The following is a 23,648-nucleotide window of genomic DNA, read 5'->3' as shown; positions in this document are numbered from 1 at the left end:
CGCCTCACATCAGCAGGTAAAGCAGGACGATGTTGACCACCAGCATCATCAGCGCGGTCGGCAGTTGCGCCTTGATCACTGCGTTTTTGTCCGGTAGCTCCAGCAGCGCCGCCGGGACGATATTGAAGTTGGCCGCCATGGGCGTCATCAGCGTGCCGCAATAGCCGGAAAACATCCCGATCGCCGCCATCACCGCCGGGTTGCCACCATAGATGCCCACCAGTACAGGCACACCAACGCCACCAGTCATCACCGGAAAGGCTGCGAAGCCGTTCCCCATGATCACGGTGAACAGCGCCATGCCCAGCACATACACCATCACCGCCACCAGTTTGAAATCCAGGTTGATGTAAGTGGTCGTGACATGGGCGACGGCCGTCCCGACGCCCGCTTCATTGAACAATAACCCGAGCATCGCCAGCATCTGTGGCAACACCATGGCCCAGCCCAGCGCTTCGGTCAGGCGCCGGGACTCACGCAGGGCTTGCACCGGCGTATCGCGAGTCAGCCAGCAGGCCAGGCCGAGGGCGATCAGGCAACCGATGCCCAGGGACACAAACGTGGTGTTTTTCGGATCCAGCAGCGGCACGCCGCCGATTTCGGTGTGTTTGAGCAACACCGAACCAATCACCGTGGTCAGCGGAATGGCCAATGCCGGAATAAACAATTTGTGGCCCAGGCGCCCGGCGCTTGCACGCGCAGCCTTGTCGTGCAACTGGCCGTGAGCACCACGACCCACCCCGCCGAAACCTGCGATCAGCGCCATCACCACAACGCCTGCGCCGATCACCACCGACGGCAAGCGCTCGCCTACCAGAAATGGAATGGCAAACAACAGCCAGAACAACGCGGTGGACCAGCGCTTGGGATGGGTCCGATCCATCAGGATCATGCCCGCCGTAATCAGCAGCAAAACGCCGGCCAGCCAGTAGAGGTATTGAATGGAAATGATCATTGCGCAGCCTCCACCGCAGTAGAGGCTGTCATTTCGCGGGTCAGCCTTCGGTCAAATCGGTGCAAGCGCATCGCGTGGATGATAAAGGCGCAAATCGCCGTCGGGATGCCCCACACGGCAATGTGCAAAGGCTCTACATCAATGCCTGAACCCAGCAGGAAAGTGTGCATCAGCGCAATCGCACCAAAGGCGACGAAAATATCCTCGCCGAAAAACAGCCCGACGTTATCGGTCGCCGCGCACATGGCCAGTACCTTGTGGCGCAACTTATCGGGCAGCTTGCCGTAGCGCTTTTCCGCCGCACCTTCGGCCATCGGCGCGAGCAGCGGCCGTACCATTTGCGGGTGCCCGCCCAGGCTGGTCAGGCCCATGGCGGCTGTGGATTCACGCACGAACAGATAGATGATCAACAAACGCCCGACGGTTGCCCGCTCGAACCGCGCGATCCAGTTCTGCGCATGCAAGCGCAAGCCATGACGCTCCAGCAGGCCAATGACCGCCAGGGGCAATAACAGGATCAGTTGCAGGGCACGGGTCTGAAGGAAACCGTCACCCATGCTGGCGAGAATTTTTTCGAGGGGAAACTGGGCGGCAAGCCCGGTGGCGATGGCGGCGGCGGTCACCACCAACAGCGGATTGAAGCGCAAGACAAAGCCAACCACGATGACAAGTACGCCGATCAACGGCCATAGGTTCACAACAGTTTGCATGACGATGAGGTCCTTGGATGCGCGCTGCGGCGCCATTACAGCAGGATGCGAACAAAGGGTTCACAGCATGAACGTGGCGTGCAGCCCGGCGCGGTTTTTATTGTTGACCTGAGAGGTCGAGCGTCAGTGGCGGCAACTTTGCTGCCTGTGGGCGGGGGTGTCCAACAAGAAAAATTGTAGCTGCGGACCAATAAATTTTGTGGGAGATGGGCGCCGGATAATCCGGCGCCGCGCGGGGATTCACACCAACCGTTTTTGAAAGAAATAGCGCTGATGACCTGGCGGGTAATCAGCGATATGGCCTACCTCGCTGAACCCCAGCTTGCGATAAAAGCCAGGCGCCTGGAAGCTGAAGGTGTCCAGCCAGATTCCCGTACAGCCCTTTTCCCGGGCGAGGTTTTCAGCGGTACGCATCAGTCGCGTCCCGGTGCCCTGGGTGCGCATTGAATCAGGAATGCTCAGTAACTCGACGAACATCCACTTGTAGGAAATTTTCCCGTAGAGCCCTCCCACCACCTCTTGGCTGTCGGGGTCACGCAGTAAAATCCCCACGGTTTCGTAAGGCAATTCGCCGGTGTGGCTGCGGTTGTAGGCCAGCAGAGGCTTGAGGATGGCTTCCCGCTCTTGCGCCGTTACGTCAAACGACACTTCCATTGCCAGTTCCATTTTTTGCTCCCAACTCTGAGTTCAATCACGGGCCAGTATGCCCGCCTCACTCGGATTTGAGCAGCGCCTCATAGTCCGGGCTGATCTCAGCCAGAATCATCAACGCCGCCGCGCCCAGCGCCACCGAGTCCTGCCCGGCCGCGCCTCTCTGGATGCGCGGATGCTGTCGGTCGGAACGGCTGCTGATGGAGCGGCTCAGCGGTTCCAGACGAGCCATAAGCCGCGCGAGCAGGGTCTCGGGCAGGAAGCCGCTGATCAGGATGGTCTGCGGGTCGAGCACCGACTCAAGGATGTTGATGGCCTGACGCAACGCAGGGGCCGCTTCATCCAGCCACACATCGACGCGCGCATTGAGGGCCTGATCGTTTTCGTCCCAAACGCCAAGATCATGTTCGGCCGGCAAGCCGAGGTGCTCCAGCAACGCGGCGATGGAAATGTAGCGCTCCAGGCAGCCCTGGTTGCCGCAATCGCAGGGCTTGCCGCCGGGAATCACTGTCATGTGGCCGATTTCACCGGCGTTGTGCCAGTGCCCGGAGTACAGGCGGTTATCCAGATACAAACCGGCGCCCAGGCCGCTGCCGATAAACAGGTGCACGAAATTGTTCAGATCGCTGGCGACACCGTACAAACGCTCGCCCATGGCGGCAGCGGTGGCATCATTTTCAATCAGCACCGGCAGGCCAAGGGCCTGTTGCAAACGCTGCGGAATGTCCGCTGCGTCCCAGCCGGACATCGCCGTCGGGCCCACGGCGGTCATGCCTTCGACACTGAACGGCCCGGGCAAGGCAATGCCCACGCCGAGGAATCGCCCCTTTGGTCGCTGCTCACGAAAGCCCTTCACGCTGTCGAGAATCAACGGCAGCGCTTGCTCGAAGGTCGGGTAACTGACCGTCAGCGCGACCTGAGCCACGGCCTGCCCCAGCAAATCAAGCAGCACGCCGATGATGCGGTGCTGTTCGACATGAATGCCTATTGAATAGCCGCCGTCAGGGTTGAGCGACAGCGGCACCGGCGGCTGGCCCCGCCCGCCCTTCTGCGCCGCGTGGGCCAACAGCGCGCCTTCTTCCTGTAACTCGGTGACGATATTGGAGATGGTCTGCGCAGTCAGCGACGTCAGGCGCGTGAGGTCGGCGCGGGTCAGGCGCCCGTTCTGGCGGATGGCTTCGAGGATCACCCGGCGGTTGTGTAACCGGGCATGCTCGGCATTGGTGCCGGTGGTGAGGGAGCGTTGGTTCTGGGGGCTTTTCATGCCTTGATGATCTGCGCTGCCGATTAATTAAATCAAGTTGAATTAATAGTCTTGCTGTGGTTTTCTAGGCGCCTCGGTCTCTCGCAGCCATTGCGAACGCCGGTTACGCCCCATAAAAACAATGACGGGTCGACAGAACCCTCGATGGCAAGCAGGCCCTTTTGCACACTGCCCTCACGCGTCTGTCACTCGAACAAGAGGTCGTCCCCATGAGCACGCTGACCCCCGTCGATCCGGATTTGCCTGGCGGCAAACGCAAAATCGGCCTATTCCCCGCCATTACCCTGAACATGAGCCAGATGTGCGGCGTCGGTCCGTTCATCACCATCCCGGCCATGATCGTGATCATGGGTGGCCCTCAGGCCTATCTCGGCTGGATCCTCGGCGCCTTGCTGGCTCTGTGTGATGGCTTGGTCTGGGCCGAACTCGGCGCTTCATTGCCCGGTGCCGGCGGCACTTATGTTTACCTGCGCGAAGCCTTCGGCAAACGCACCGGCAAACTGCTGCCATTCCTGTTCGTGTGGACGGCGATGCTGTTTATCCCCCTGATCATGTCCACCGGCATCATCGGCTTCGTGCAATACCTCACCTGGTTCTGGCCCGACATGAGCCAGACCGCCGGCAACCTGATCGGCCTGGTGGTGATCTGGCTGATCATTGCAATGCTGTGGCGCAAAATCGAATCCATCGCCAAATTGAGCGTCGTGTTGTGGGTGATCATGCTGGTCAGCATCGGCGCGCTGATCGCCGCAGCGCTTTCCAACTTTCATGCCGACCTGGCGTTCACTTTCCCCGAAGGCGCGTTCAACCTGGCCGACAGCGGTTTCTGGTTCGGCATGGCGGGCGGTTTGACCATCGGCATTTATGACTACCTGGGCTACAACACGTCGGCTTACCTGGCCGGTGAGGTCGAGCAACCGGGCCGGGTGATTCCCAAATCGATCATCCTGTCGATCCTCGGCATTCTCGCGATTTACCTGGTGATGCAGGTGGGCGTGCTGGGCGTGGTGGATTGGCACCGCATGCTCGACCCGGAATCTGCCGCCTATAAATCGGTGGCGTCCGTGGTACTCAGCGAAACCTGGGGCAGCACTGCTGCCGGGATCGTCACGGTGCTGATCCTGATCACCGCCGTCGCCTCGGTCTTCGCGGGGTTGCTCGGTGGCTCCCGGGTGCCGTTTGAGGCGGCCAAAGACAAGGTGTTCTTCAACGCCTTCAGCAAAACCCACCCCAAACATGAATTCCCGACCTGGGGCATCTTGAGCATGGGCCTGCTGACTTCGGTGGGTTTCATGATCGGTCGCCTGACTGACCTGAACACGCTGATCCAGTTGCTGACCACGGTGATGATTCTCGTGCAGTCGGTGGCGCAGATCGTCTCGCTGCTGGTGCTGCGCAAAACCAAACCGCATCTGGCGCGGCCTTACAAAATGTGGCTCTACCCGGTGCCGGCCTTCATTGCGCTGCTGGGCTGGGTCTATATCTATATGGCGTCCAACCACAATGCGCCGGGCGCTTACCCGATCCAGTGGTCGCTGGTGTGGGTGCTGGCGGGCAGCGTGGCCTATCTGTTCTGGGCGCGGGTTCACCGGCTGTGGCCTTTCAATAAGTGAATAACGCAATGTATGAACCCTTGGCAACCACCGGCGCCGCGGCGCCGCAACAAGGCTTGCTGCTGGCGATTGACGTGGGCGGCACCAAGACCCAGGTCGCCTGCTACGACACCGCTCGCCAGCGCATGACCACACGGATTCTCGCCACCCATGCCGAGGGGCTTTCGGGGGCGCCTGCCTTGCAGCGCATCCTCCAGGCAGCCCGCGATTGCGTGGTCGAATTCGACAACGCCCAAGTGTTGAGCGTGGCGGCCGTGTTCCCCGGCGTAGTGCGTGGCCCTACCCTGCTGATGGCGCCCAACACGCCGGGGTTTGAAGGCCTGGACCTGCAGGCGCTGATCGCCCAGGCATTCGGCAACGTGCGGGTCAGCCTGGATAACGACGTGAAAGCCGGCGCGCTCGCGGAGGTGCGCTGGGGTTCGCTGGCGGGCGTCGACAATGCCATTTACCTGAACCTGGGCACCGGCCTGTCGGCGGCGGCCATTGCCAATGGCAAGTTGATTCGCGGCCATAACGGCGCAGCCATGGAGATCGGCTACCTGCTGTCACCCTTTCTCGACCCGTTGCGGCCTGAAGAATGGGCAACCTATCAAAATGGCCATGCCGCCCTGGAAGAGCTGTTTTCCGGAAATGCCCTCAGCCGGTTGGCACAGGCGATGTTGGGCGACGGATGCCAGCCGCTGGACCTGTTCAACAGTGCCGACACCGAGGTGCGCCAGGCGCTGGAACGGCGGATCGCCGCCTGCGCCGTGCAGGTGGCCAACCTCGCCGTGGCACTCGATGTCGAACGCATCACGGTGGGCGGCGGCCTGTACCGTCAGGCCGCGCTGCTGGCGCCGATGATTGAGCAATTGATCCAGCGCGTGGTGCCTTTCCCGCCCGCCCTCACCACCGCGCACTTCACCCATGACGCGCCGCTGTGGGGCGCCTTCAGCATGGCCATGGAAGCGGCCGGGCTGGACGCGATCGCTCAACCGCTGATCGCTGCGGGCAAGCGCATCGACCTCTCTGGAGATTGACCATGTCATTGATGCTGAGTGAAACCCAGTCCATCCCCTCGATTGTGCAGCACATGCTGGAGGATGACCGTGCGGTGCGTGAGCTGAGCCAGCAATGGGCGCGATCCCTGCCGGAACTGATGATCACGGTAGCGCGCGGCAGCTCCGACCATGCCGCGGCCTTTTTCAGTTACGCGCTGATGAGCCAGATCGGCGTCCCGAGCCTGTCGATTCCTCTGTCACTGGTGAGCCTGCAACAGCCGCCGCTGCGCTTGAAGAACGCCTGGGTCGCGGCCTTTTCCCAGTCCGGCAAGAGCCCTGACTTGATTGACAGCGTGCATTACTTGCAGCAGTGCGGCGCCCGATCCGTGGCACTGGTGAATACGCCCTCCTCCCCGTTGGCCGCCGTCAGCGAACACGAAATTCTGCTGCCGGCCGGTCTTGAGCACAGCGTGGCCGCCACTAAAAGCTATGTGGCGATGCTGATGGCTGGCGCTCAAGCCGTTGCCCATCTGGCAGACAGGCTGGCCATCGGCAACGGGCTCAATGAGGCGCTGCAGCGCTTGCCCGACCAACTCAACGCCGTTGAAGACTGGCTGCCCATGCTGACCCTGCTGGCGACCGCCGACAAAATGATCGTCGTGGGGCGCGGCGCGGCCCTGCCGATTGCCCAGGAAGCCGCCCTGAAGCTCAAGGAAACCTCCGGCATCCAGGCCGAAGCGTTCTCGAGCGCAGAAGTAAGGCATGGCCCGATGGAAATCATCGAAGAGGGATACCCGGTACTGGTGTTTGCACCCTCCGGCCCGGAACAACCCGGAACGTTGGCGTTTGCCAAAGAGATGCGCGCGCGAGGTGCCCGCGTACTGGTGGTCGCGCCTGAAGGGACGGCCTGCGAGGGCTTGCTGCCAAGTGCACCGACGGCGCATCCATTGCTGGAGCCGTTCACGATGATTCAGGGGTTTTACTTGAACGCGGCGCGGCTGGCCGTCGCGCGAGGGCGAAATCCCGACCAGCCGAGGTTTTTGCAGAAGGTGACGCAGACGCGATAATCAGGAGAGGGACAATCTGAGTTTGCCCCCTTGAAGCAGTCTCAAAGCTGCTTGAGCGTCTCGCGCGACACTTCCTGCAAGCCTGCCTCAGTGATTTTCTTCCAATCGTTTTCAGTGACGGCCTGCATGCTTTCGTTTTTACGGGTCACCACGTTCAACTCGGCAGCGCCTGGCGTTTCAATACGCAGGTGCGATTTATTGCTGACGTCCACCGAGAAAAATCCGGGGGTAAACCACGACCAGAACTCGACGATATGCACGTTGACCGCGGTCGCATCCGTCGCGCCCTTCTCGGTGACAACCTGATAACCCGCTTGCTTGTAAGCGGCTGCAACCGAATCATTTACCAACTGTGAAACGGTACGTCCGGACGGCAGCAGCACGTCACCCAAACCCTTGCCGTAACTGTTGCGTTTACGCGCAATGGCACGCTCGGTGATGGATTTGTCCGTCACTTCGTCGTTTTTCAGCGAAGGAACATCGGGGCTGCGCGGGGAAATCTGGAAAACGCGATCATCCACAGTGCTGATCAGCACTTTTTTGCCATTGCTGGCAGCGGCGGGCTGAGTGGTACTCAAGGGCGCAACATTGATATCCACTTCCGACCGACTGGTGGCGCATCCCGACAGCACCACCAATGCCACTATCCCTAACGCTATCCGAACGCTCATCAGTACCGCTCCTTTGGACCTTATTGAATTGACCGCGAATCGGTCGAGCGCGATTGCACTCGGATAATGGCATTTTGAAATCAATCACCCCCCATTAAACATGAGAGCTGAATACAAGGTGCGCTCACAGCCACGAGACGCCTGGTATTGGCTCAACGGCTCTAAACAGAACCGGCCATGAAGAATTCGATTCAGCACCTATACTCACTACAAGCTGTTGCGCGTTCCAGCGCAGGCTCACGGCACCGATGCCGACAGAGAGGGTAGCCACTATGTACGCCGGACAAACAGGTATGGCGACAACCAATGGTGAAATTCGCTGCCAGATGGTGGTGCAAATCATCTGCCTGCTCTCGGTGGCGACGCTTTTCTGCTGAATCCCCCCGTCGCGCCGATATTGGCGTTTTACGCCAAGGCGAACGCCTGCCAAAAACTCAAGAAAACAAAAACCGCGCGCTTCCAGACTGCCAAGCGAGGCTGGTTTATTTGGCAGGCGCAATTGGACTCGAACTAACGACTGCGATCATTTCCGACAAGCGTGGCAAGAGACAAGAATGGAGCGTACCAGGCTGACATAACGCTCAAGGAGACTCTCAGGGTTTCGAAGCCCGAGTATCGCTGGCATGGTTCGCGATGATGGTTTCAAAGATAACCGCATACTTGTGATTGTGACTTGCACGTGCGGCGGCTGAACCGGTATCGGGCACTTCGTCAACAGCCCTCTTTTGCTCAAGAACCCTTGCCAGCGTGTCATCGTTATTACGTATTGCGCGCGATTGCAGATTGATCATTACCTTCTCCTGAAGAGCTCAACCGGAATGAGACGTCACCTGCTAAATGTGAGCTGTCCGATAGCTCGCTGGAAGTAAAGAAATGTGAGTAATTGCGCTATTACTATGAGAGCCACACAGGAGGCTTTCGATGCACCCGAGACGAACGGCACATCCTTTGCCAGCCTCCCGGAAGCAAAAAGGCATTGCGCATAAAGCCGACTCAATGACCGGACTTAATGCGCCAAAACGATCAGTTATCTGGATGTTCGCTTGCCACTGAGTCAGCAGCGTCCACATCCGACATGTCCTCCTCCAGAGGCGCATCGTCGTCCGGTGGCAGTGGGGTCTTATCCTCACCGCGCTTCGGGTCGTGACCTGTTTCGTTATCCGTACCTCGTGTCACGGCCTGCTGCGAAAGGTTGCCTGGGGCATTCTCATTGATTTCCATGCTGGCTCTCCGTTTTTGCGCACGGAATATCCGCGCTTAAAGATGGGAGCCAGCAGTGGTCAGCGAGTGCCATGTGCTGGACGAACGGCAGAAAGCAGAAAGCCCCGCACAATGGCGAGGCTCTTCGGTGACAATCATCGGCGCGGAAGATCAATAGACAACAAAAAAGGGCCCACCTTTCGGTGAGCCCTTCCAGACCGCCCAGCAGAGCGGATTTTGTTTGGTAGGCGCGATTGGACTCGAACCAACGACCCCCACCATGTCAAGGTGGTGCTCTAACCAACTGAGCTACGTGCCTGCTGTGAGGCGGCATTCTACGGAATTCAGAAGGTGTGTCAACATCTTTTTTGCAGCTAACCCTATGAATATGCGAATTTTTTATTTGCGGTGAGCACATCTGCGGTTTTCGGGTGGCTGGCAGGCAATTTTCAACTCAGGTAGGATCTCGGCACTCGTAAAAAATATAAAACAGAGGTTCCAGGATGGCGAACACCCCCTACCCCCAGTCCTATTACGCCGCTTCCGCCAATGCGGTTCCGCCTCGTCCGACCCTGCAAGGTGAAGTCGAAACGGATGTGTGTGTAATCGGTGCCGGCTATACCGGCCTTTCCAGTGCGTTGTTTTTGCTGGAAAACGGCTTTCGCGTGACTGTCCTGGAAGCCGCCAAAGTGGGATTCGGCGCCTCGGGCCGCAATGGCGGGCAAATCGTCAACAGTTACAGCCGCGACATCGATGTAATCGAGCGTAGCGTCGGTCCCAAGCAAGCGCAGTTGCTGGGAAACATGGCGTTTGAAGGCGGCAAGATCATTCGTGAGCGGGTGGCCAAATATCAGATCCAGTGCGACTTGAAAAACGGCGGCGTGTTCGCCGCACTCAACAGCAAGCACATGGGTCACCTGGAATCGCAGAAACGCTTGTGGGAACGCTATGGCCACACTCAGCTGGAATTGCTGGACGAGCGCCGCATCCGCGAGGTGGTGGCCTGCGACAACTATGTCGGCGGCCTGTTGGACATGAGCGGCGGCCACATTCACCCGCTCAACCTCGCACTGGGCGAAGCGGCCGCCGTAGAGTCGCTGGGCGGCACGATTTATGAGCAATCGGCCGCCGTGCGCATTGAGCGAGGTGCCAACCCGGTGGTGCACACTGCCGAGGGCCGAGTCAGGGCCAAGTTCATCATCGTGGCGGGCAACGCTTATCTGGGCAACCTAGTGCCGGAACTGGCCGCCAAGTCGATGCCGTGCGGTACTCAAGTGATCACCACTGCCCCATTGGGAGACGAACTGGCCAAGACATTGCTGCCACAGGATTACTGCGTCGAAGACTGTAACTACCTGCTCGACTACTACCGGCTCACGAGCGACAAACGCCTGATCTTTGGCGGCGGCGTGGTATACGGCGCGCGCGACCCGGCGAACATCGAAGCAATCATCCGCCCGAAGATGCTCAAAGCCTTCCCGCAGCTCAAGGATGTGAAAATCGACTACGCCTGGACCGGCAATTTCCTGCTGACCCTGTCACGTTTGCCGCAAGTGGGCCGCCTGGGCGATAACATCTATTACTCCCAGGGCTGCAGCGGTCATGGCGTGACATACACGCACCTGGCGGGCAAGGTATTGGCCGAAGCGTTGAGAGGCCAGGCTGAGCGTTTTGATGCGTTTGCCGACTTGCCGCATTATCCGTTCCCGGGCGGACAGCTGTTGCGCACGCCGTTCGCGGCGCTGGGGGCGTGGTATTACGGGCTGCGGGATAAGCTGGGGTTCTGATCGTATTAAGGGATTTGCCTGTGATGGTGAACATCACGTCTCGTTGATGAGACTGCGTCTATGCTATCGCAGGCAAGTCAGCTCCCACAGGTATCCCAGGTGGTCTTTAGAGATAAATGTAACAGGCGCCAAATCGCAGAAACAAAAAACCCCGGTCTTTCGACCAGGGTCTTTGCTATCGGATCAAAGTCAGCCATTGGCTTTCTTTGTGCTTCAAGGCGTTCAGTGGGCCTTGAGGCAGATATGGCGCAGCGGACGGGACTCGAACCCGCGACCCCCGGCGTGACAGGCCGGTATTCTAACCGACTGAACTACCGCTGCGTATCGCTTGACCGGCTGAGCCAAAAACCCTCAACCGTCTTTAAACGTCTGACTGACCAGCGTTGCTGTTCAATCTCAAACCCGACAAGTCAGGCCTGGAAAATATGGCGCAGCGGACGGGACTCGAACCCGCGACCCCCGGCGTGACAGGCCGGTATTCTAACCGACTGAACTACCGCTGCGCGTCGGTGCAACCTCTAACGTTGCTCTCAAGAAGTGGTGGGTGATGACGGGATCGAACCGCCGACCCTCTGCTTGTAAGGCAGATGCTCTCCCGGCTGAGCTAATCACCCTTTGCTTCGTTGAGGCCGCGAAATTTACGCAGGTAACGGACCTAAGTCAATAGCCTGCTTGAAGTTTTTCTGAAAAAGACAAAATAACTTCAAGACGGCCACACGCCCTACTCGCTGTAAATCATCTTCTTGCTCATGCCGCCATCCACGACAAACTCCTGCCCGGTGACAAACCCGGCCTGGCGTGACAACAGCCACGCCACCATCGCCGCCACATCCTCAACCGTACCCACCCTGCCCGCCGGATGCTGGGCATGGTCGGCGTCAGTCAAGGGCTCTGCGCGCCGAGCGGCCGGATCACGCGCGTCGATCCAGCCAGGGCTGACCGCATTGACGCGTACTTCCGGCCCCAGGCTCATCGCCAAGGCGTGCGTGAGGGCCAGCAGGCCACCCTTGCTCGCCGCATAGGCCTCGGAGTCAGGCTCGGACTGGCGAGCCCTGGTCGAGGCCAGGTTGACGATCGCGCCGCCGTGAGCACGCAGATACGGCGCACAGTGCTTGGCCAACAGCATCGGCCCACTCAGGTTGACCGCCAACACGCGGTTCCAGTAAGCCAGGTCCAGGCTTTCCAGCGTGATGTTGTGCGGATCGGCCACCGCCGCGTTGCACACCAACGCATCCAGCCGCCCAAACTGCCCAAGCACCTCGGCAACGCCTTGCGCGACCTGTTTCTCGTCGGCCACATCCATGGTGATGAACCAGGCATTCTCGCCCAACACCCTGGAGACCCTGGAGCCACGCTCGCGGTCCAGGTCAGTCAGCACCACTTGCCAGCCTTCGCTGATCAGCCAGGCGGCAATCCCGAGGCCAATACCCCGCGCCGCGCCGGTGACCAGCGCGACACGTCCGTTACTGGCCGTCGCCGCCTCCATGGACCACTCGATCACAAGGCTGCCAGCCCGCGAGCGAGGTCTGCCTGCAAGTCGGCCACATCTTCCAGGCCCACGGCGATGCGGATCAGGCTGTCGCGAATACCGGCCGCTTCACGCTCCTGCGGCGCCAAACGGCCGTGGGACGTGGTGCTTGGGTGAGTGATGGTGGTTTTGCTGTCGCCCAGGTTGGCCGTGATGGAAATCAAACGCGTCGCATCGATAAAGCGCCAGGCGCCCTCTTTGCCACCCTTCACTTCAAAACTCACTACCGCGCCGAAGCCACGCTGCTGGCGCTGGGCCAATGCGTGTTGCGGGTGGCTCTTGAGGCCGGCGTAATGCACCTTCTCGATACCGTCCTGCTGCTCCAGCCACTCAGCCAGCGCCTGGGCATTGGCGCAATGCGCCTTCATGCGCAGGTTGAGGGTTTCCAGGCCCTTGAGGAAGATCCAGGCGTTGAACGGACTCAGGGTCGGGCCGGCGGTGCGCAGGAAACCGACAACTTCTTTCATCTGCTCGCCGCGCCCCGCCACCACACCGCCCATGCAACGGCCCTGGCCGTCGATGAACTTGGTGGCCGAGTGCACAACGATATCGGCGCCCAGCTTCAACGGCTGCTGCAGCGCAGGCGTGCAGAAACAGTTGTCGACCACCAGCATCGCGCCTTTGGCGTGCGCCACTTCAGACAATGCAGCGATATCCACCAGCTCGGCCAACGGGTTGGACGGCGATTCGACGAACAGCAATTTGGTGTTGGCCTTGATCGCCGCATCCCAGCCGGAAAGGTCCGCCAGAGGCACGTAGTCCACTTCGATACCGAAGCGCTTGAAGTACTTTTCGAACAGGCTGATGGTCGAACCGAACACACTGCGCGACACCAGCACGTGGTCGCCAGCACTGCACAGGCTCATCACCACTGCCAGGATCGCCGCCATGCCGGTGGCCGTGGCCACGGCCTGCTCGGCGCCTTCCAGCGCCGCAATACGCTCTTCGAACGCACGCACGGTCGGGTTGGTATAGCGCGAATACACGTTGCCCGGCACTTCACCGGCAAAGCGCGCGGCAGCGTCGGCGGCAGTGCGGAACACATAGCTGGAAGTGAAGAACATCGGATCACCGTGCTCACCTTCCGGGGTGCGGTGCTGACCGGCGCGCACAGCCAGGGTATCGAAAGCTACGCCATCGAGGTCGCTGTCCAACCGACCGGCATCCCATTCCTGACTCATGCTGCGACTCCTTACTCAATACTTTATTTAAGATACAAAACCGGCCCCTCAGGGCCGGTCGTCACTCAGTTGTTGTACAGGTCGATGATCGCACTGACCGCCTGGGTCTTGATCTTCGACGAGTCGTTACGCGCCTGCTCGATCTTGTTCAGGTAGGCCTCGTCGACATCACCGGTCACATACTTGCCGTCGAATACGGCGCAGTCGAACTGGTCGATCTTGATCTTGCCCCCGCCGACCGCTTCGATCAGGTCCGGCAGGTCCTGATAGATCAGCCAGTCGGCGCCGATCAGGTCGGCAACGTCCTGGGTCGAACGGTTGTGGGCGATCAGTTCGTGCGCGCTCGGCATATCGATACCGTACACGTTCGGGTAGCGCACGGCCGGGGCCGCGGAACAGAAGTACACGTTCTTCGCACCGGCTTCGCGGGCCATCTGGATGATCTGCTTGCAGGTTGTGCCACGCACGATGGAGTCATCCACCAGCATCACGTTCTTGCCGCGAAATTCCAGCTCGATGGCGTTGAGCTTCTGGCGTACCGACTTCTTGCGCGCGGCCTGGCCGGGCATGATGAACGTACGACCGATGTAGCGGTTTTTGACGAAGCCTTCGCGGAACTTGACGCCCAAGTGGTTGGCCAGTTCCAGCGCAGCAGTACGGCTGGTATCCGGAATCGGGATCACCACGTCGATATCGTGCTCCGGACGCTCGCGCAGGATCTTCTCGGCCAGTTTCTCACCCATGCGCAGACGGGCTTTGTAGACCGAAACGCCATCAATGATGGAATCCGGACGCGCCAGATAAACGTGTTCGAAAATGCACGGAGTGAGTTTCGGCGCCACGGCGCACTGGCGGGTGTGCAGCTTGCCGTCTTCGGTGATGTACACCGCTTCGCCCGGCGCGAGGTCGCGAATCAGGGTGAAGCCCAACACGTCCAGGGACACGCTTTCGGAGGCGATCATGTACTCGACACCTTCGTCGGTGTGACGCTGGCCGAACACGATCGGGCGGATGCCGTGGGGGTCGCGGAAGCCGACGATGCCATAACCGGTGATCATCGCCACCACGGCGTAACCGCCGACGCAGCGGTTGTGCACGTCAGTTACGGCGGCAAACACGTCTTCTTCGGTCGGCTGCAGCTTGCCGCGCTGCGCCAGCTCGTGGGCGAACACGTTGAGCAACACTTCCGAGTCGGAACTGGTGTTGACGTGGCGCAGATCGGATTCGTAAATCTCCTTGGCCAGCTGTTCAACATTGGTCAGGTTGCCGTTGTGCGCCAGGGTGATGCCGTAAGGCGAGTTGACGTAGAACGGCTGAGCTTCGGCCGACGTCGAGCTACCGGCAGTCGGGTAGCGCACGTGGCCAATGCCCATGTGCCCGACGAGGCGCTGCATGTGACGCTGATGGAACACGTCACGCACCAGACCATTGTCCTTGCGCAGGAATAACCGGCCGTCGTGGCTGGTCACAATACCGGCAGCATCCTGGCCGCGGTGCTGGAGGACGGTTAGCGCGTCATACAGCGCCTGATTGACGTTCGACTTACCGACGATACCGACGATGCCACACATGCGACGCAACCCCTACTTAATGAATCTTGACTGAACACAACTTACTGAGGCGTTTTGGCCGGCAAGAGGTGTTCCTTGAACGGAAGATCAGCGGGTACGCTGATTCCGCTGGCCAGCCACTGACTGCTCCACCCCAAAATGAGGTTTTTGGACCAATCTGCAACCAATAGAAATTTTGGCACGAGTACCGACTCCTGCCACCACGAATCCTGCTGTACCGGCCCCAGGCTCAAAAGCCCGACCGCCACGACCACCAGCAACGCGCCACGCGCGGCACCGAAGGCCATGCCGAGAAATCGATCGGTCCCGGAGAGGCCGGTGACACGTATCAACTCGCCAATAAGATAATTGACCATTGCCCCCACCAGCAGCGTGGCGATGAACATGATGGCGCAGCCCGCGATGACGCGAGCCGAAGGTGTTTCGATGTATCCGGCCAGGTAAACCGACAATGAACCGCCGAACATCCAGGCTACGACTCCTGCGATGATCCAGGTCAGCAACGACAATGCTTCTTTTACGAAGCCGCGGCTTAGACTGATCAAAGCGGAGATGGCGACGATGGCAACGATCGCCCAATCAACCCAGGTAAATGGCACAGTGCAGCCTACGTACGGATAAGGCGGCGCATTTTAGCAGAGCGCCGGGCTATCGGTAAGCTGTGATTGCGGCTGCGTTGCAAATCAACAGTTTAGGGTTGGAACATCCGATTTCAACCTCACCCCAAAACCAATGTGGGAGCTGGCTTGCCTGCAATGGGGCCGGAACATTCAACATCACTGTTGACTGAACCACCTTCATTGCAGGCAAGCCAGCTCCCACATTCAGCTTGCATTCCAACCAGAAACCGACGGTATTAACCGCGTTCAGGCTGGAATCGGGTGACAAAGCCTTTGAGGTTCTGCTGGCGATCCAGCAGGTCGCGCAGGCGGTCCGCCTCGGCACGCTCGATCAGCGGCCCGATAAACACGCGGTTCTTGCCTTCGGCGCTGCGGATGTAGGCGTTATAGCCCTGGCTGCGCAGCTTTTTCTGCAAGGCATCAGCACCTTCACGATTACCCAGGCTGGCCACCTGGATGGACCAACTGATTGGCAAGCCATTCGGATCGATGCGGCTCTGACCCACATCCGGCTTACCCGGCGCAGCAGGCTGCGGCGCTACCGGCTTGGGCGCAGGCGCTGGTGCGGCCGGTTTGCCGGCCACGGCCGGCGCCGGAGCAGGTGCCGGCTTGACCACCGGCACGCTCGGCTGCACAGGCGCTGATGGCGGCTGCTGGGCAGCCACTTCCGCATCGGTCGGCACCGGTTCTTCCTCCGGCAATGCCTGCGGCTCAGGCACCACCACGGGTTCAACCTGAACCTGGGGCATCGCGGGCGCCTGGGGTGCAGCAGGAGCCTCCACCACGACCTGACGCTGCTCATCCTGACGGGAAAACAGCATCGGCAGGAAAATCACCGCCAACGCCACCAACACCAGGGCTCCGACCATTCGCTGCTTGTATGCGCTATCCAGTAATGCCATGTGCAGCTTCCTCCGTGGAGCGCCGGGCCAACCACTCGAGCGCCTCGGCAACACAATAAAATGATCCGAACAACAGAATCTCGTCGTCCGTCGTCGCCACCGCACACTGCGCTTCAAGTGCCGCCGTAACGCTTGCATACGACGCCACCGGCGCGCCAAGGTTCTGCAAGGCCGATTCAAGCTCGGCAGCCGGGCGGCTGCGCGGCGTATCCAGCGGCGCTACTGCCCAGGACTGAACGTTGTCCAGCAACGGCGCAACCACGCCCTCCAGGTCCTTGTCCGCCAGCAAGCCAAACACCGCGAGGCGACGGCCGGCGGGCGGCGTACGGGAGAGGCGTTGCGCCAGGTATTCGGCGGCATGAGGGTTGTGCCCCACGTCCAGCAGCAGGTTCAGCCGCTTGCCATTCCACTCGAAGAAACGACGATCCAGGCGACCGACGACACGCGTCGACAGCAAGGTCGCAGCGATCTGCTCGGCATTCCATGGCAGATCCAGCAGCAAATAGGCCTGCAAGGCCAGCGCTGCGTTTTCCATCGGCAGGTTCAGCAGCGGCAAATCGCGTAATTCAACCACTTGCCCGCGCGCATCCCGACCGCGCCACTGCCAGTATTGAGTGCCAATTTCCAGATTGAATTCACGGCCGCGCAGGTAGAACGGACAATCCAGCTCGCGCACCTTGTCGAGCAAGGTGTGCGGCGGATCGATATCACCACACAATGCAGGCTTGCCGTGGCGGAAAATCCCGGCCTTTTCAAAGGCCACGGACTCGCGGGTATTGCCCAGGTAATCAGCATGGTCGACACCAATGCTGGTGATCAACGCCAGGTCGGCATCCACTACGTTGACCGTGTCCAGGCGCCCGCCCAGGCCGACTTCCAGCACGACCACATCCAGTTGCTCACGCTCGAACAACCAAAATGCCGCGAGAGTGCCCATTTCGAAATAGGTCAGGGAGATATCGCCTCGGCCCACATCCAGCGCGGCGAAGGCTTCGCAGAGTTGCTCGTCCGTGGCTTCTACGCCATTGAGCTGCACCCGCTCGTTGTAGCGCAGCAGGTGTGGGGAGTTGTACACACCCACTTTCAGCCCTTGGGCCTGCAGCAGTGCGGCGACAAAGGCGCACGTCGAGCCTTTGCCATTGGTGCCGGTCACCGTGATCACTCGCGGCGCCGGGCGGCCCAACCCGAGGCGGGCCGCTACCTGTTGCGAGCGCTCCAGGCCCATGTCGATGGCTGACGGATGCAACTGCTCAAGGTAGGCGAGCCATTCGCCCAGGGTACGTTGGGTCATAGGTTTGCTGGCACCGGTGGAACGACGATAGGTTCGATTTTAGGCGCGACGTAGACAGGGGTCGGCAAGCCCATCATCTGTGCAAGCAGGTTGCCCAGGCGTGGACGCAGCTCACCGCGCGGAATGATCAGGTCGATCGCGCCATGCTCCAGCAGGAACTCGCTGCGCTGGAAGCCTTCCGGCAGTTTTTCACGCACGGTCTGCTCGATCACACGCGGGCCGGCAAAGCCGATCAGCGCTTTTGGCTCGCCGACGATCACGTCACCCAGCATGGCCAGGCTGGCGGAAACGCCGCCGTAGACAGGGTCGGTCAATACGGAGATGAACGGAATGCCTTCTTCGCGCAGACGCGCCAGTACCGCGGAGGTCTTGGCCATTTGCATCAGGGAGATCAAGGCTTCCTGCATGCGCGCACCACCGGAGGCGGCGAAGCAGATCATCGGGCAACGGTTTTCCAGCGCGTAGTTGGCAGCGCGCACAAAGCGCTCACCGACGATGGCGCCCATGGAACCGCCCATGAAGGAGAACTCAAAGGCCGACACCACAACCGGCATGCCCAGCAGCTTGCCGCTGACGGAGATCAGCGCGTCTTTCTCGCCAGTCTGCTTTTGCGCAGCGGTCAGGCGGTCCTTGTACTTCTTGCCGTCGCGGAACTTGAGACGGTCAACCGGCTCCAGGTCCGCACCCAGCTCGTTGCGGCCGTCGGCATCCAGGAAGATGTCGATGCGGGCGCGAGCGCCGATACGCATGTGGTGGTTGCACTTGGGGCAAACATCCAGGGTCTTTTCCAGCTCAGGGCGGTACAGCACCGCGTCGCAGGATGGGCACTTGTGCCAAAGACCTTCAGGAACCGAGCTTTTCTTCACCTCGGAACGCATGATCGAAGGGATCAGTTTGTCTACTAACCAGTTGCTCATGCTTTCTTTCTCCAGTACCGGTGGCTTGAACACAGCCCCGCGTATGCCCTTGAGCTAAATTCATATGTGGCGATGATGCGTGCGGGACGGGGTCAGACGTTCGACCTGCCAATTCCTGCCTGCATCCTCAGCCTTCCAGACAACCTGCCCGTGCAGGGTTGCCACTTCATTACCGGGCCTCCCACAGGCGGCGCCGGGCTGTTTTACACAGTGGTAGTTATGGACGGCGGCAGACTGCCAGCCGTCACATACCGTTACCACTGTCGCGCACGACCCGCATGAATGCGCGGATCTTGCCGTGATCCTTGATGCCCTTGCCCTGCTCCACCCCGCCGCTGACATCCACGGCGTAGGGCCGGACCTGCTCGATGGCCGCCCCGACATTCGCCGGGTTGAGCCCGCCCGCCAGGATAATCGGCTTGCTCAACCCCAAGGGAATCAGCGACCAGTCAAACGCCTCGCCGGTGCCGCCGGGCACGCCTTCAACATAGGTGTCGAGCAGAATCCCGCGGGCGCTGGTGTAGGCAGCACACGCTGCGGCAATATCATCCCCGGCCTTGACACGCAGCGCCTTGATATACGGCCGCCCGTAGCTCTCGCATTCATCGGGGCTTTCGTCGCCATGGAACTGCAACATGTCCAGTTGTACGGCATCCAGGGTTTCATTAAGTTCGCAGCGGCTGGCGTTGACGAACAACCCCACGGTGGTCACGAACGGCGGCAGCTCAGCGATGATCGCCCGCGCCTGCAGCACGTTAACTGCCCGGGGGCTTTTGGCATAAAACACAAAACCGATGGCATCCGACCCCGCTTCGACTGCCGCCAGCGCGTCTTCGATGCGGGTGATTCCGCAAATCTTGCTGCGAACGGCTGGCATGTCGTGAAACCTCAGGGGTTGGACCGAGAAAGTCCCGGATGGTAACAAAAGCAATTCCGGGCGTCAGCCGCCAAGTTCGCTGAAACCTGTGAGGAAGTGTGGCCCGATGAAACGTTCCGGCAACTCGAACTCATCGCGATATTCGACATCGACCAGATAGAGCCCGAAGGGGTGCGCCGTCACGCCGCCAGTGCGACGAATGCGGCTCTCCAGCACTTCCCTGGCCCATTCGACCGGACGCTCACCGGTGCCGATGGTCATCAACACACCTGCAATATTGCGCACCATATGGTGCAGGAACGCCCCGGCGCGGATATCCAGCACAATCATCTTGCCATGACGGGTCACCCGCAGATGATGCACTTCCTTGATCGGCGACTTGGCCTGGCACTGGCCGGCCCGAAACGCGCTGAAGTCATGCACACCGACCAGATACTGCGCGGCCTCGGCCATGCGCTCGGCATCCAGCGGGCGATGATTCCAGGTGATTTCTTCGTTGAGGTGCGCCGGGCGGATCTGGTCGTTGTAGATCACATAGCGGTAGCGCCGGGCGATGGCCTTGAAGCGCGCATGAAAATGCGCAGGCATGACCTTGGCCCAACTGACACTGACGTCATGGGGCAAATTGATATTGGCGCCCATCACCCAGGCCTTCATCGACCGTTCAGCCTGGGTGTCGAAGTGCACCACCTGACCACAGGCATGCACGCCCGCGTCGGTACGCCCGGCGCACATCAGCGACACCGGCGAGTCGGCGACTTTCGACAGTGCGTTTTCGAGGGTTTCCTGCACCGTCAGCACACCGGAGGCCTGGCGCTGCCAGCCGCGATAGCGCGAACCTTTGTATTCCACGCCGAGGGCGATGCGGTAAAAGCCTGCGGCCGCCATTTCGGCGGCCGCGTTATCTATATTTGCCAAGAACTGAGAGCCTGATGGGTTACGCAAAGGCGGCCATTATAGGCGGCAAACCTGAACTTGGGCCATTTTGTGGGGCTGCCCCTTGAGTCGCTGATTTCTGTGGGAGCTGGCTTGCCTGCGATTCAGGCGGCTCGGTCTTTCAGGCAAGCCCGGGTGATACTATCGCAGGCAAGCCAGCTCCCACAGAAAAGCAAAACGGCGACCCGAAGGTCGCCGCTGGATCAGACGCTAAAATTTACGCCAACCGGCCAAGCATTTCCTTGGCCTCGCCACGCTGGGCCTCATCCCCCTCGGTCAGCACTTCGGAAAGAATGTCCCGCGCGCCGTCGGCATCGCCCATGTCGATGTACGCCTGGGCCAGGTCCAGTTTGGTGGCGACCTCGTCGGTGCCGGACAGGAAGTCGAATTCCGGCTCATCACTGTCCAGCGCGGCGTCGTCAGCGGTGAAAGACGGCTCGATCGGCGGATGTTCCAGGCTTTGGGACAGACGATCCAGCTCGGCATTCACGTCATCCAGTTCCGACGCAAACGCATCCGGCTTCGCACCGGTCGCAGCGGCAGGCTCATCAGCCAGGGACAGATCGAAATCTTCCGGCAAGTCGAAATCGTCCAGCGCGGCAGGCGTCAACGTCGGCGGCTCAACCGGTGGCACGTCCTTCATCTGCGCTTCAAGACCGGAAAGAAAGTCATCATCGGATTGCGACGCAGGCTGTTCCAGTTGCAGGTCAAGGTCAAAGTCCGACAGATCGTCCCGGCTGGCCTTGGCTTCGGTCTGTTGTTGCAGCACCGACTCGAAGCTCAACTCGTCTTCGGGCGTGACCACAGCAGGCGAAGCGGCTTCCAGATCATCCAGGCTCAGGTCGAAATCCGTGTCGAAAGCCTCAGGTTCCGGGGCCGGCGCTGCCGGTTTGTCTTCCAGTAATTCTTTAACGTATTGCGCATCGAGCGCTGCGGCGGCCACGGCGGCACTTACGCCGGCGGCCAGCACCGCCATGGCCGGGAAGCGGCTCTTGAGCTGTTCAACCTGGGCGTGGTTTTCACCATTGGCCACCAGTTGGCGCTCCTGAGTGACGAAACCGTCCTTGTCGCCTTGCAGGCCATACACTTCCAGCAATTTCAAACGCAGGTCGCTGCGTTTCGGCTCGTGCTTGATCGCTTGCTGCAATACATCTGCAGCCTGGTTCAGGTGGCCGCGGTCGATATGGGACTGGGCTTGCGCCAACGCGTCGCTGGAATTCTGCGGTGCCACGGCAACCGCCAGGGGTGCCAGCACAGAGGCGACCGTCGGCACCACAACCGGCTCAACTGCGGGTGCAGGGGCCGGAGCGGCGGCGAGTTTGACGTTTGGCGGCGGGACTTCCAGGCCTTCGAAGCTGTCAGGCGGCAGATCGTGATCAACGTTGGCGGTGAATGCCGGCTCCTCGGCCAGCGCGCGCGCCATGCGCAGGTGTTTTTCCTCTTCGCGGCGAGCATTGCGATGGCGCGCCCACAGCAGCAGGAGCAGCAACACCACCAGCCCCGCCGCACCGCCGATTACGCCAAGCACAATCGGGTTGGTCAGCAGGTCATTGAATTTGCCTTCGGTGTTGGCAGGCGCCGCATCCGGCTTGACCGGCTCAGGCGTGGGCGCGGCGGTGGCGGGCGCTGCCGCAGGCGCAGGTGCGGCCGCAGTGGCCGCCGGTTCAGCGGCCAACTGAGCCGGCATCGCGGCGGCTGCCGGGTCGCCTTTTTCGGCTTGCAAACGCGCCAACTGGTCGTTTTTCAGCTGAATCAGTTTTTGCAGCTTGTCCAACTGGCTCTGCAAGTCGGCCGCACGGCTTTTCAGCTCTTCGTTGTCGCGGCGCGTAGTGTCCAGTTGTTCCTGGGTCATCGCCAGTTTGTCGCTCAGCGCCCGGCTGTCGCCAGCTTTGCCTTTCGCACCTTTTTTGGCGGACTCGGCAGACACCAGGCTCAAGTTGTCCTTGGCATTGGTGCTCGACGGCGCATTGCCCGCCTCGGTGCGCCGGGTGGCATCCAGCTGTTGCTTGCCCAGCGCCTGATTACTGGCCGTGCGACGACCTTCACGCCAGGCGGCGTTTTGCGCGCTTACTTCAGCAATGGCCTGGGGTTGCGGCAGGCTGGTGGCTTGCACGCGATCCGGCAGGCGCAGGACCTGGCCGGTTTTCAAACGGTTGATGTTGCCGTCGACAAAAGCGTCCGGGTTGAGCGCCTGGATGGCCAGCATGGTCTGTTGTACAGACGCCCCATTGCGATTCTTCTCCGCAATTTCCCACAACGTGTCGCGAGAAGTCGTGGTGTGCTGGGCAGACTTACTGACGGCAGGCGCCTTGTTGCCCGGCGCGCTCAAGCGCGGAGCGGCAGGAGTCGGGCTGGCGGTCGGCGCAGCCTGATCGAATTTGGCCGGGTCGAGCAACACGCTGTAGTCGCGCATCAGGCGGCCATTGGGCCACTGCACCTGCAGCAGGAATCGCACGTAAGAATCCGGAAGCGGCTTGCTGGAGGTGACACGCACCACGCTGCGACCGCTCGGGTTGACCACTGGCGTAAACGTCAGGTCGTTGAGAAACGCTTGGCGATCCACGCCCGCATCAACAAATGCCTGGTCGGATGCCAGGCTCGGCGTGATCTCGGAAGCGGTGAGGCCGCCGACATCAAGCAATTCAATTTCCACCGACAAGGGCTGGTTCAACTTCGACTTGAGGGTCATCTCCCCCAGCTGCAGCGCCTGCGCCATACCGGAAGACAGCGCCGAGGCGGCCGCTATTGCTAACACCAGTTTGCGAACTTGAACCATAGCCTCATCCTTTGTCTGAACACTCCCCGGCTTGCGAGAAGGTGGGTAACCGCTGCCATAAGGCATGGCGAGCCGATAGGTCACCGACGCGCAACTGTTCCTGCTGGGGCCAAGCATAGCGCCTGGTTAGAATCAATCTACAAATTGCCGC

22 protein-coding genes and 4 tRNA genes are annotated in these 23,648 nt (G+C 60.6%); 4 read left to right on the top strand and 22 right to left on the bottom strand.

Features of this window, described 5'->3' with window-relative positions; genetic code table 11:
- Positions 1-4: 4 nt before the first annotated feature.
- The 4 genes from ATI14_RS17920 to ATI14_RS17905 form a co-directional block, all read right to left on the bottom strand.
- Positions 5-955 (bottom strand): DUF979 domain-containing protein, encoded by a 951-nt coding sequence (locus tag ATI14_RS17920; RefSeq protein WP_016970974.1) that lies wholly within the window; start codon positions 953-955, stop codon positions 5-7.
- Positions 952-1,665, bottom strand: coding sequence for a DUF969 domain-containing protein (locus tag ATI14_RS17915; protein ID WP_031319745.1), 714 nt, complete (start codon positions 1,663-1,665; stop codon positions 952-954). The genes ATI14_RS17920 and ATI14_RS17915 overlap by 4 nt, the downstream gene beginning before the upstream one ends.
- 240 nt (positions 1,666-1,905) lie before the next feature.
- On the bottom strand, positions 1,906-2,331 hold the full coding sequence (locus tag ATI14_RS17910; protein ID WP_031319744.1) for a GNAT family N-acetyltransferase: 426 nt from the start codon (positions 2,329-2,331) through the stop codon (positions 1,906-1,908).
- A 46-nt stretch (positions 2,332-2,377) separates the two neighbouring features.
- A complete protein-coding gene (locus ATI14_RS17905) occupies positions 2,378-3,580 on the bottom strand; it encodes an ROK family transcriptional regulator (protein WP_016970971.1) in 1,203 nt (400 codons plus the stop codon).
- 209 nt (positions 3,581-3,789) lie between these two features.
- On the opposite strand from ATI14_RS17905, the gene ATI14_RS17900 reads away from it, so the two are divergent.
- Genes ATI14_RS17900 through ATI14_RS17890 form a run of 3 tightly spaced genes read left to right on the top strand, consistent with a single transcriptional unit; the run spans position 3,790 to position 7,240 of the window.
- Complete coding sequence (locus ATI14_RS17900; protein ID WP_016970970.1) at positions 3,790-5,193, top strand: APC family permease; 1,404 nt, start codon at positions 3,790-3,792, stop codon at positions 5,191-5,193.
- An 8-nt stretch (positions 5,194-5,201) separates the two neighbouring features.
- A complete protein-coding gene (locus ATI14_RS17895; protein ID WP_080520335.1) occupies positions 5,202-6,212 on the top strand; it encodes an ROK family protein in 1,011 nt (336 codons plus the stop codon).
- 2 nt (positions 6,213-6,214) lie between these two features.
- Positions 6,215-7,240: an SIS domain-containing protein gene (locus ATI14_RS17890; RefSeq protein WP_016970968.1), complete on the top strand. Its 1,026-nt coding sequence runs from the start codon at positions 6,215-6,217 to the stop codon at positions 7,238-7,240.
- A gap of 41 nt (positions 7,241-7,281) precedes the next feature.
- On the opposite strand, the gene ATI14_RS17885 is transcribed toward ATI14_RS17890, so the two are convergent.
- From ATI14_RS17885 to ATI14_RS17870, 5 genes are all read right to left on the bottom strand, one after another.
- Entirely contained in the window at positions 7,282-7,878 is a 597-nt protein-coding gene (locus ATI14_RS17885) for a YajG family lipoprotein (RefSeq protein ID WP_016970967.1), read from the bottom strand.
- Between the two features lie 157 nt (positions 7,879-8,035).
- Entirely contained in the window at positions 8,036-8,410 is a 375-nt protein-coding gene (locus ATI14_RS31180; RefSeq protein ID WP_155773653.1) for a hypothetical protein, read from the bottom strand.
- Between the two features lie 94 nt (positions 8,411-8,504).
- Positions 8,505-8,702 carry a hypothetical protein gene (locus tag ATI14_RS17880; protein ID WP_016970966.1) on the bottom strand — a complete coding sequence of 66 codons (198 nt, stop codon included), beginning with the start codon at positions 8,700-8,702 and terminating at the stop codon, positions 8,505-8,507.
- Between the two features lie 232 nt (positions 8,703-8,934).
- A complete protein-coding gene (locus ATI14_RS17875; protein WP_016970965.1) occupies positions 8,935-9,132 on the bottom strand; it encodes a hypothetical protein in 198 nt (65 codons plus the stop codon).
- A gap of 221 nt (positions 9,133-9,353) precedes the next feature.
- Positions 9,354-9,430 (bottom strand) — tRNA-Val (locus tag ATI14_RS17870).
- Positions 9,431-9,614: 184 nt separating this feature from the next.
- Between ATI14_RS17870 and ATI14_RS17865 the strand changes: the two genes are divergently transcribed.
- Positions 9,615-10,898 carry an NAD(P)/FAD-dependent oxidoreductase gene (locus tag ATI14_RS17865; RefSeq protein ID WP_016970964.1) on the top strand — a complete coding sequence of 428 codons (1,284 nt, stop codon included), beginning with the start codon at positions 9,615-9,617 and terminating at the stop codon, positions 10,896-10,898.
- A 244-nt stretch (positions 10,899-11,142) separates the two neighbouring features.
- On the opposite strand, the gene ATI14_RS17860 is transcribed toward ATI14_RS17865, so the two are convergent.
- The 13 genes from ATI14_RS17860 to ATI14_RS17800 all read right to left on the bottom strand — a co-directional run bounded on the left by ATI14_RS17860 (position 11,143) and on the right by ATI14_RS17800 (position 23,497).
- Positions 11,143-11,219 (bottom strand) — tRNA-Asp (locus ATI14_RS17860).
- A 105-nt stretch (positions 11,220-11,324) separates the two neighbouring features.
- Positions 11,325-11,401, bottom strand: a tRNA-Asp gene (locus ATI14_RS17855).
- Positions 11,402-11,436: 35 nt separating this feature from the next.
- A tRNA-Val gene (locus ATI14_RS17850) sits at positions 11,437-11,512 on the bottom strand.
- A 107-nt stretch (positions 11,513-11,619) separates the two neighbouring features.
- Positions 11,620-12,384: an SDR family oxidoreductase gene (locus ATI14_RS17845; protein WP_020372585.1), complete on the bottom strand. Its 765-nt coding sequence runs from the start codon at positions 12,382-12,384 to the stop codon at positions 11,620-11,622.
- An 11-nt stretch (positions 12,385-12,395) separates the two neighbouring features.
- On the bottom strand, positions 12,396-13,607 hold the full coding sequence (locus tag ATI14_RS17840; RefSeq protein WP_016970962.1) for an O-succinylhomoserine sulfhydrylase: 1,212 nt from the start codon (positions 13,605-13,607) through the stop codon (positions 12,396-12,398).
- A gap of 65 nt (positions 13,608-13,672) precedes the next feature.
- The gene (gene purF / locus ATI14_RS17835) at positions 13,673-15,178 is read right to left on the bottom strand and encodes an amidophosphoribosyltransferase (RefSeq protein WP_016970961.1); all 1,506 of its coding nucleotides are present in this window, start codon (positions 15,176-15,178) and stop codon (positions 13,673-13,675) included.
- 41 nt (positions 15,179-15,219) lie between these two features.
- Entirely contained in the window at positions 15,220-15,777 is a 558-nt protein-coding gene (locus tag ATI14_RS17830) for a CvpA family protein (RefSeq protein ID WP_003192538.1), read from the bottom strand.
- A gap of 257 nt (positions 15,778-16,034) precedes the next feature.
- On the bottom strand, positions 16,035-16,700 hold the full coding sequence (locus ATI14_RS17825) for an SPOR domain-containing protein (protein ID WP_031319740.1): 666 nt from the start codon (positions 16,698-16,700) through the stop codon (positions 16,035-16,037).
- Positions 16,684-17,991, bottom strand: coding sequence for a bifunctional tetrahydrofolate synthase/dihydrofolate synthase (gene folC, locus ATI14_RS17820; protein ID WP_016970958.1), 1,308 nt, complete (start codon positions 17,989-17,991; stop codon positions 16,684-16,686). The genes ATI14_RS17825 and folC overlap by 17 nt, the downstream gene beginning before the upstream one ends.
- Positions 17,988-18,908: an acetyl-CoA carboxylase, carboxyltransferase subunit beta gene (gene accD, locus ATI14_RS17815; RefSeq protein ID WP_003234319.1), complete on the bottom strand. Its 921-nt coding sequence runs from the start codon at positions 18,906-18,908 to the stop codon at positions 17,988-17,990. The genes folC and accD overlap by 4 nt, the downstream gene beginning before the upstream one ends.
- A gap of 244 nt (positions 18,909-19,152) precedes the next feature.
- Positions 19,153-19,785, bottom strand: coding sequence for a phosphoribosylanthranilate isomerase (locus ATI14_RS17810; RefSeq protein WP_016970957.1), 633 nt, complete (start codon positions 19,783-19,785; stop codon positions 19,153-19,155).
- Positions 19,786-19,848: 63 nt separating this feature from the next.
- Positions 19,849-20,673: a tRNA pseudouridine(38-40) synthase TruA gene (gene truA / locus ATI14_RS17805; RefSeq protein ID WP_016970956.1), complete on the bottom strand. Its 825-nt coding sequence runs from the start codon at positions 20,671-20,673 to the stop codon at positions 19,849-19,851.
- Between the two features lie 265 nt (positions 20,674-20,938).
- Positions 20,939-23,497, bottom strand: a complete 2,559-nt coding sequence (locus ATI14_RS17800) for a FimV/HubP family polar landmark protein (protein ID WP_016970955.1) — start codon at positions 23,495-23,497, stop codon at positions 20,939-20,941.
- Positions 23,498-23,648: the final 151 nt, after the last annotated feature.

It is taken from the genome of Pseudomonas tolaasii NCPPB 2192 (assembly GCF_002813445.1).
GTDB classification, from domain to species: domain Bacteria; phylum Pseudomonadota; class Gammaproteobacteria; order Pseudomonadales; family Pseudomonadaceae; genus Aquipseudomonas; species Aquipseudomonas tolaasii.
Note: the sequence above shows the minus strand (reverse complement) of the source record. Positions and strands in the feature narration are given on the sequence as shown.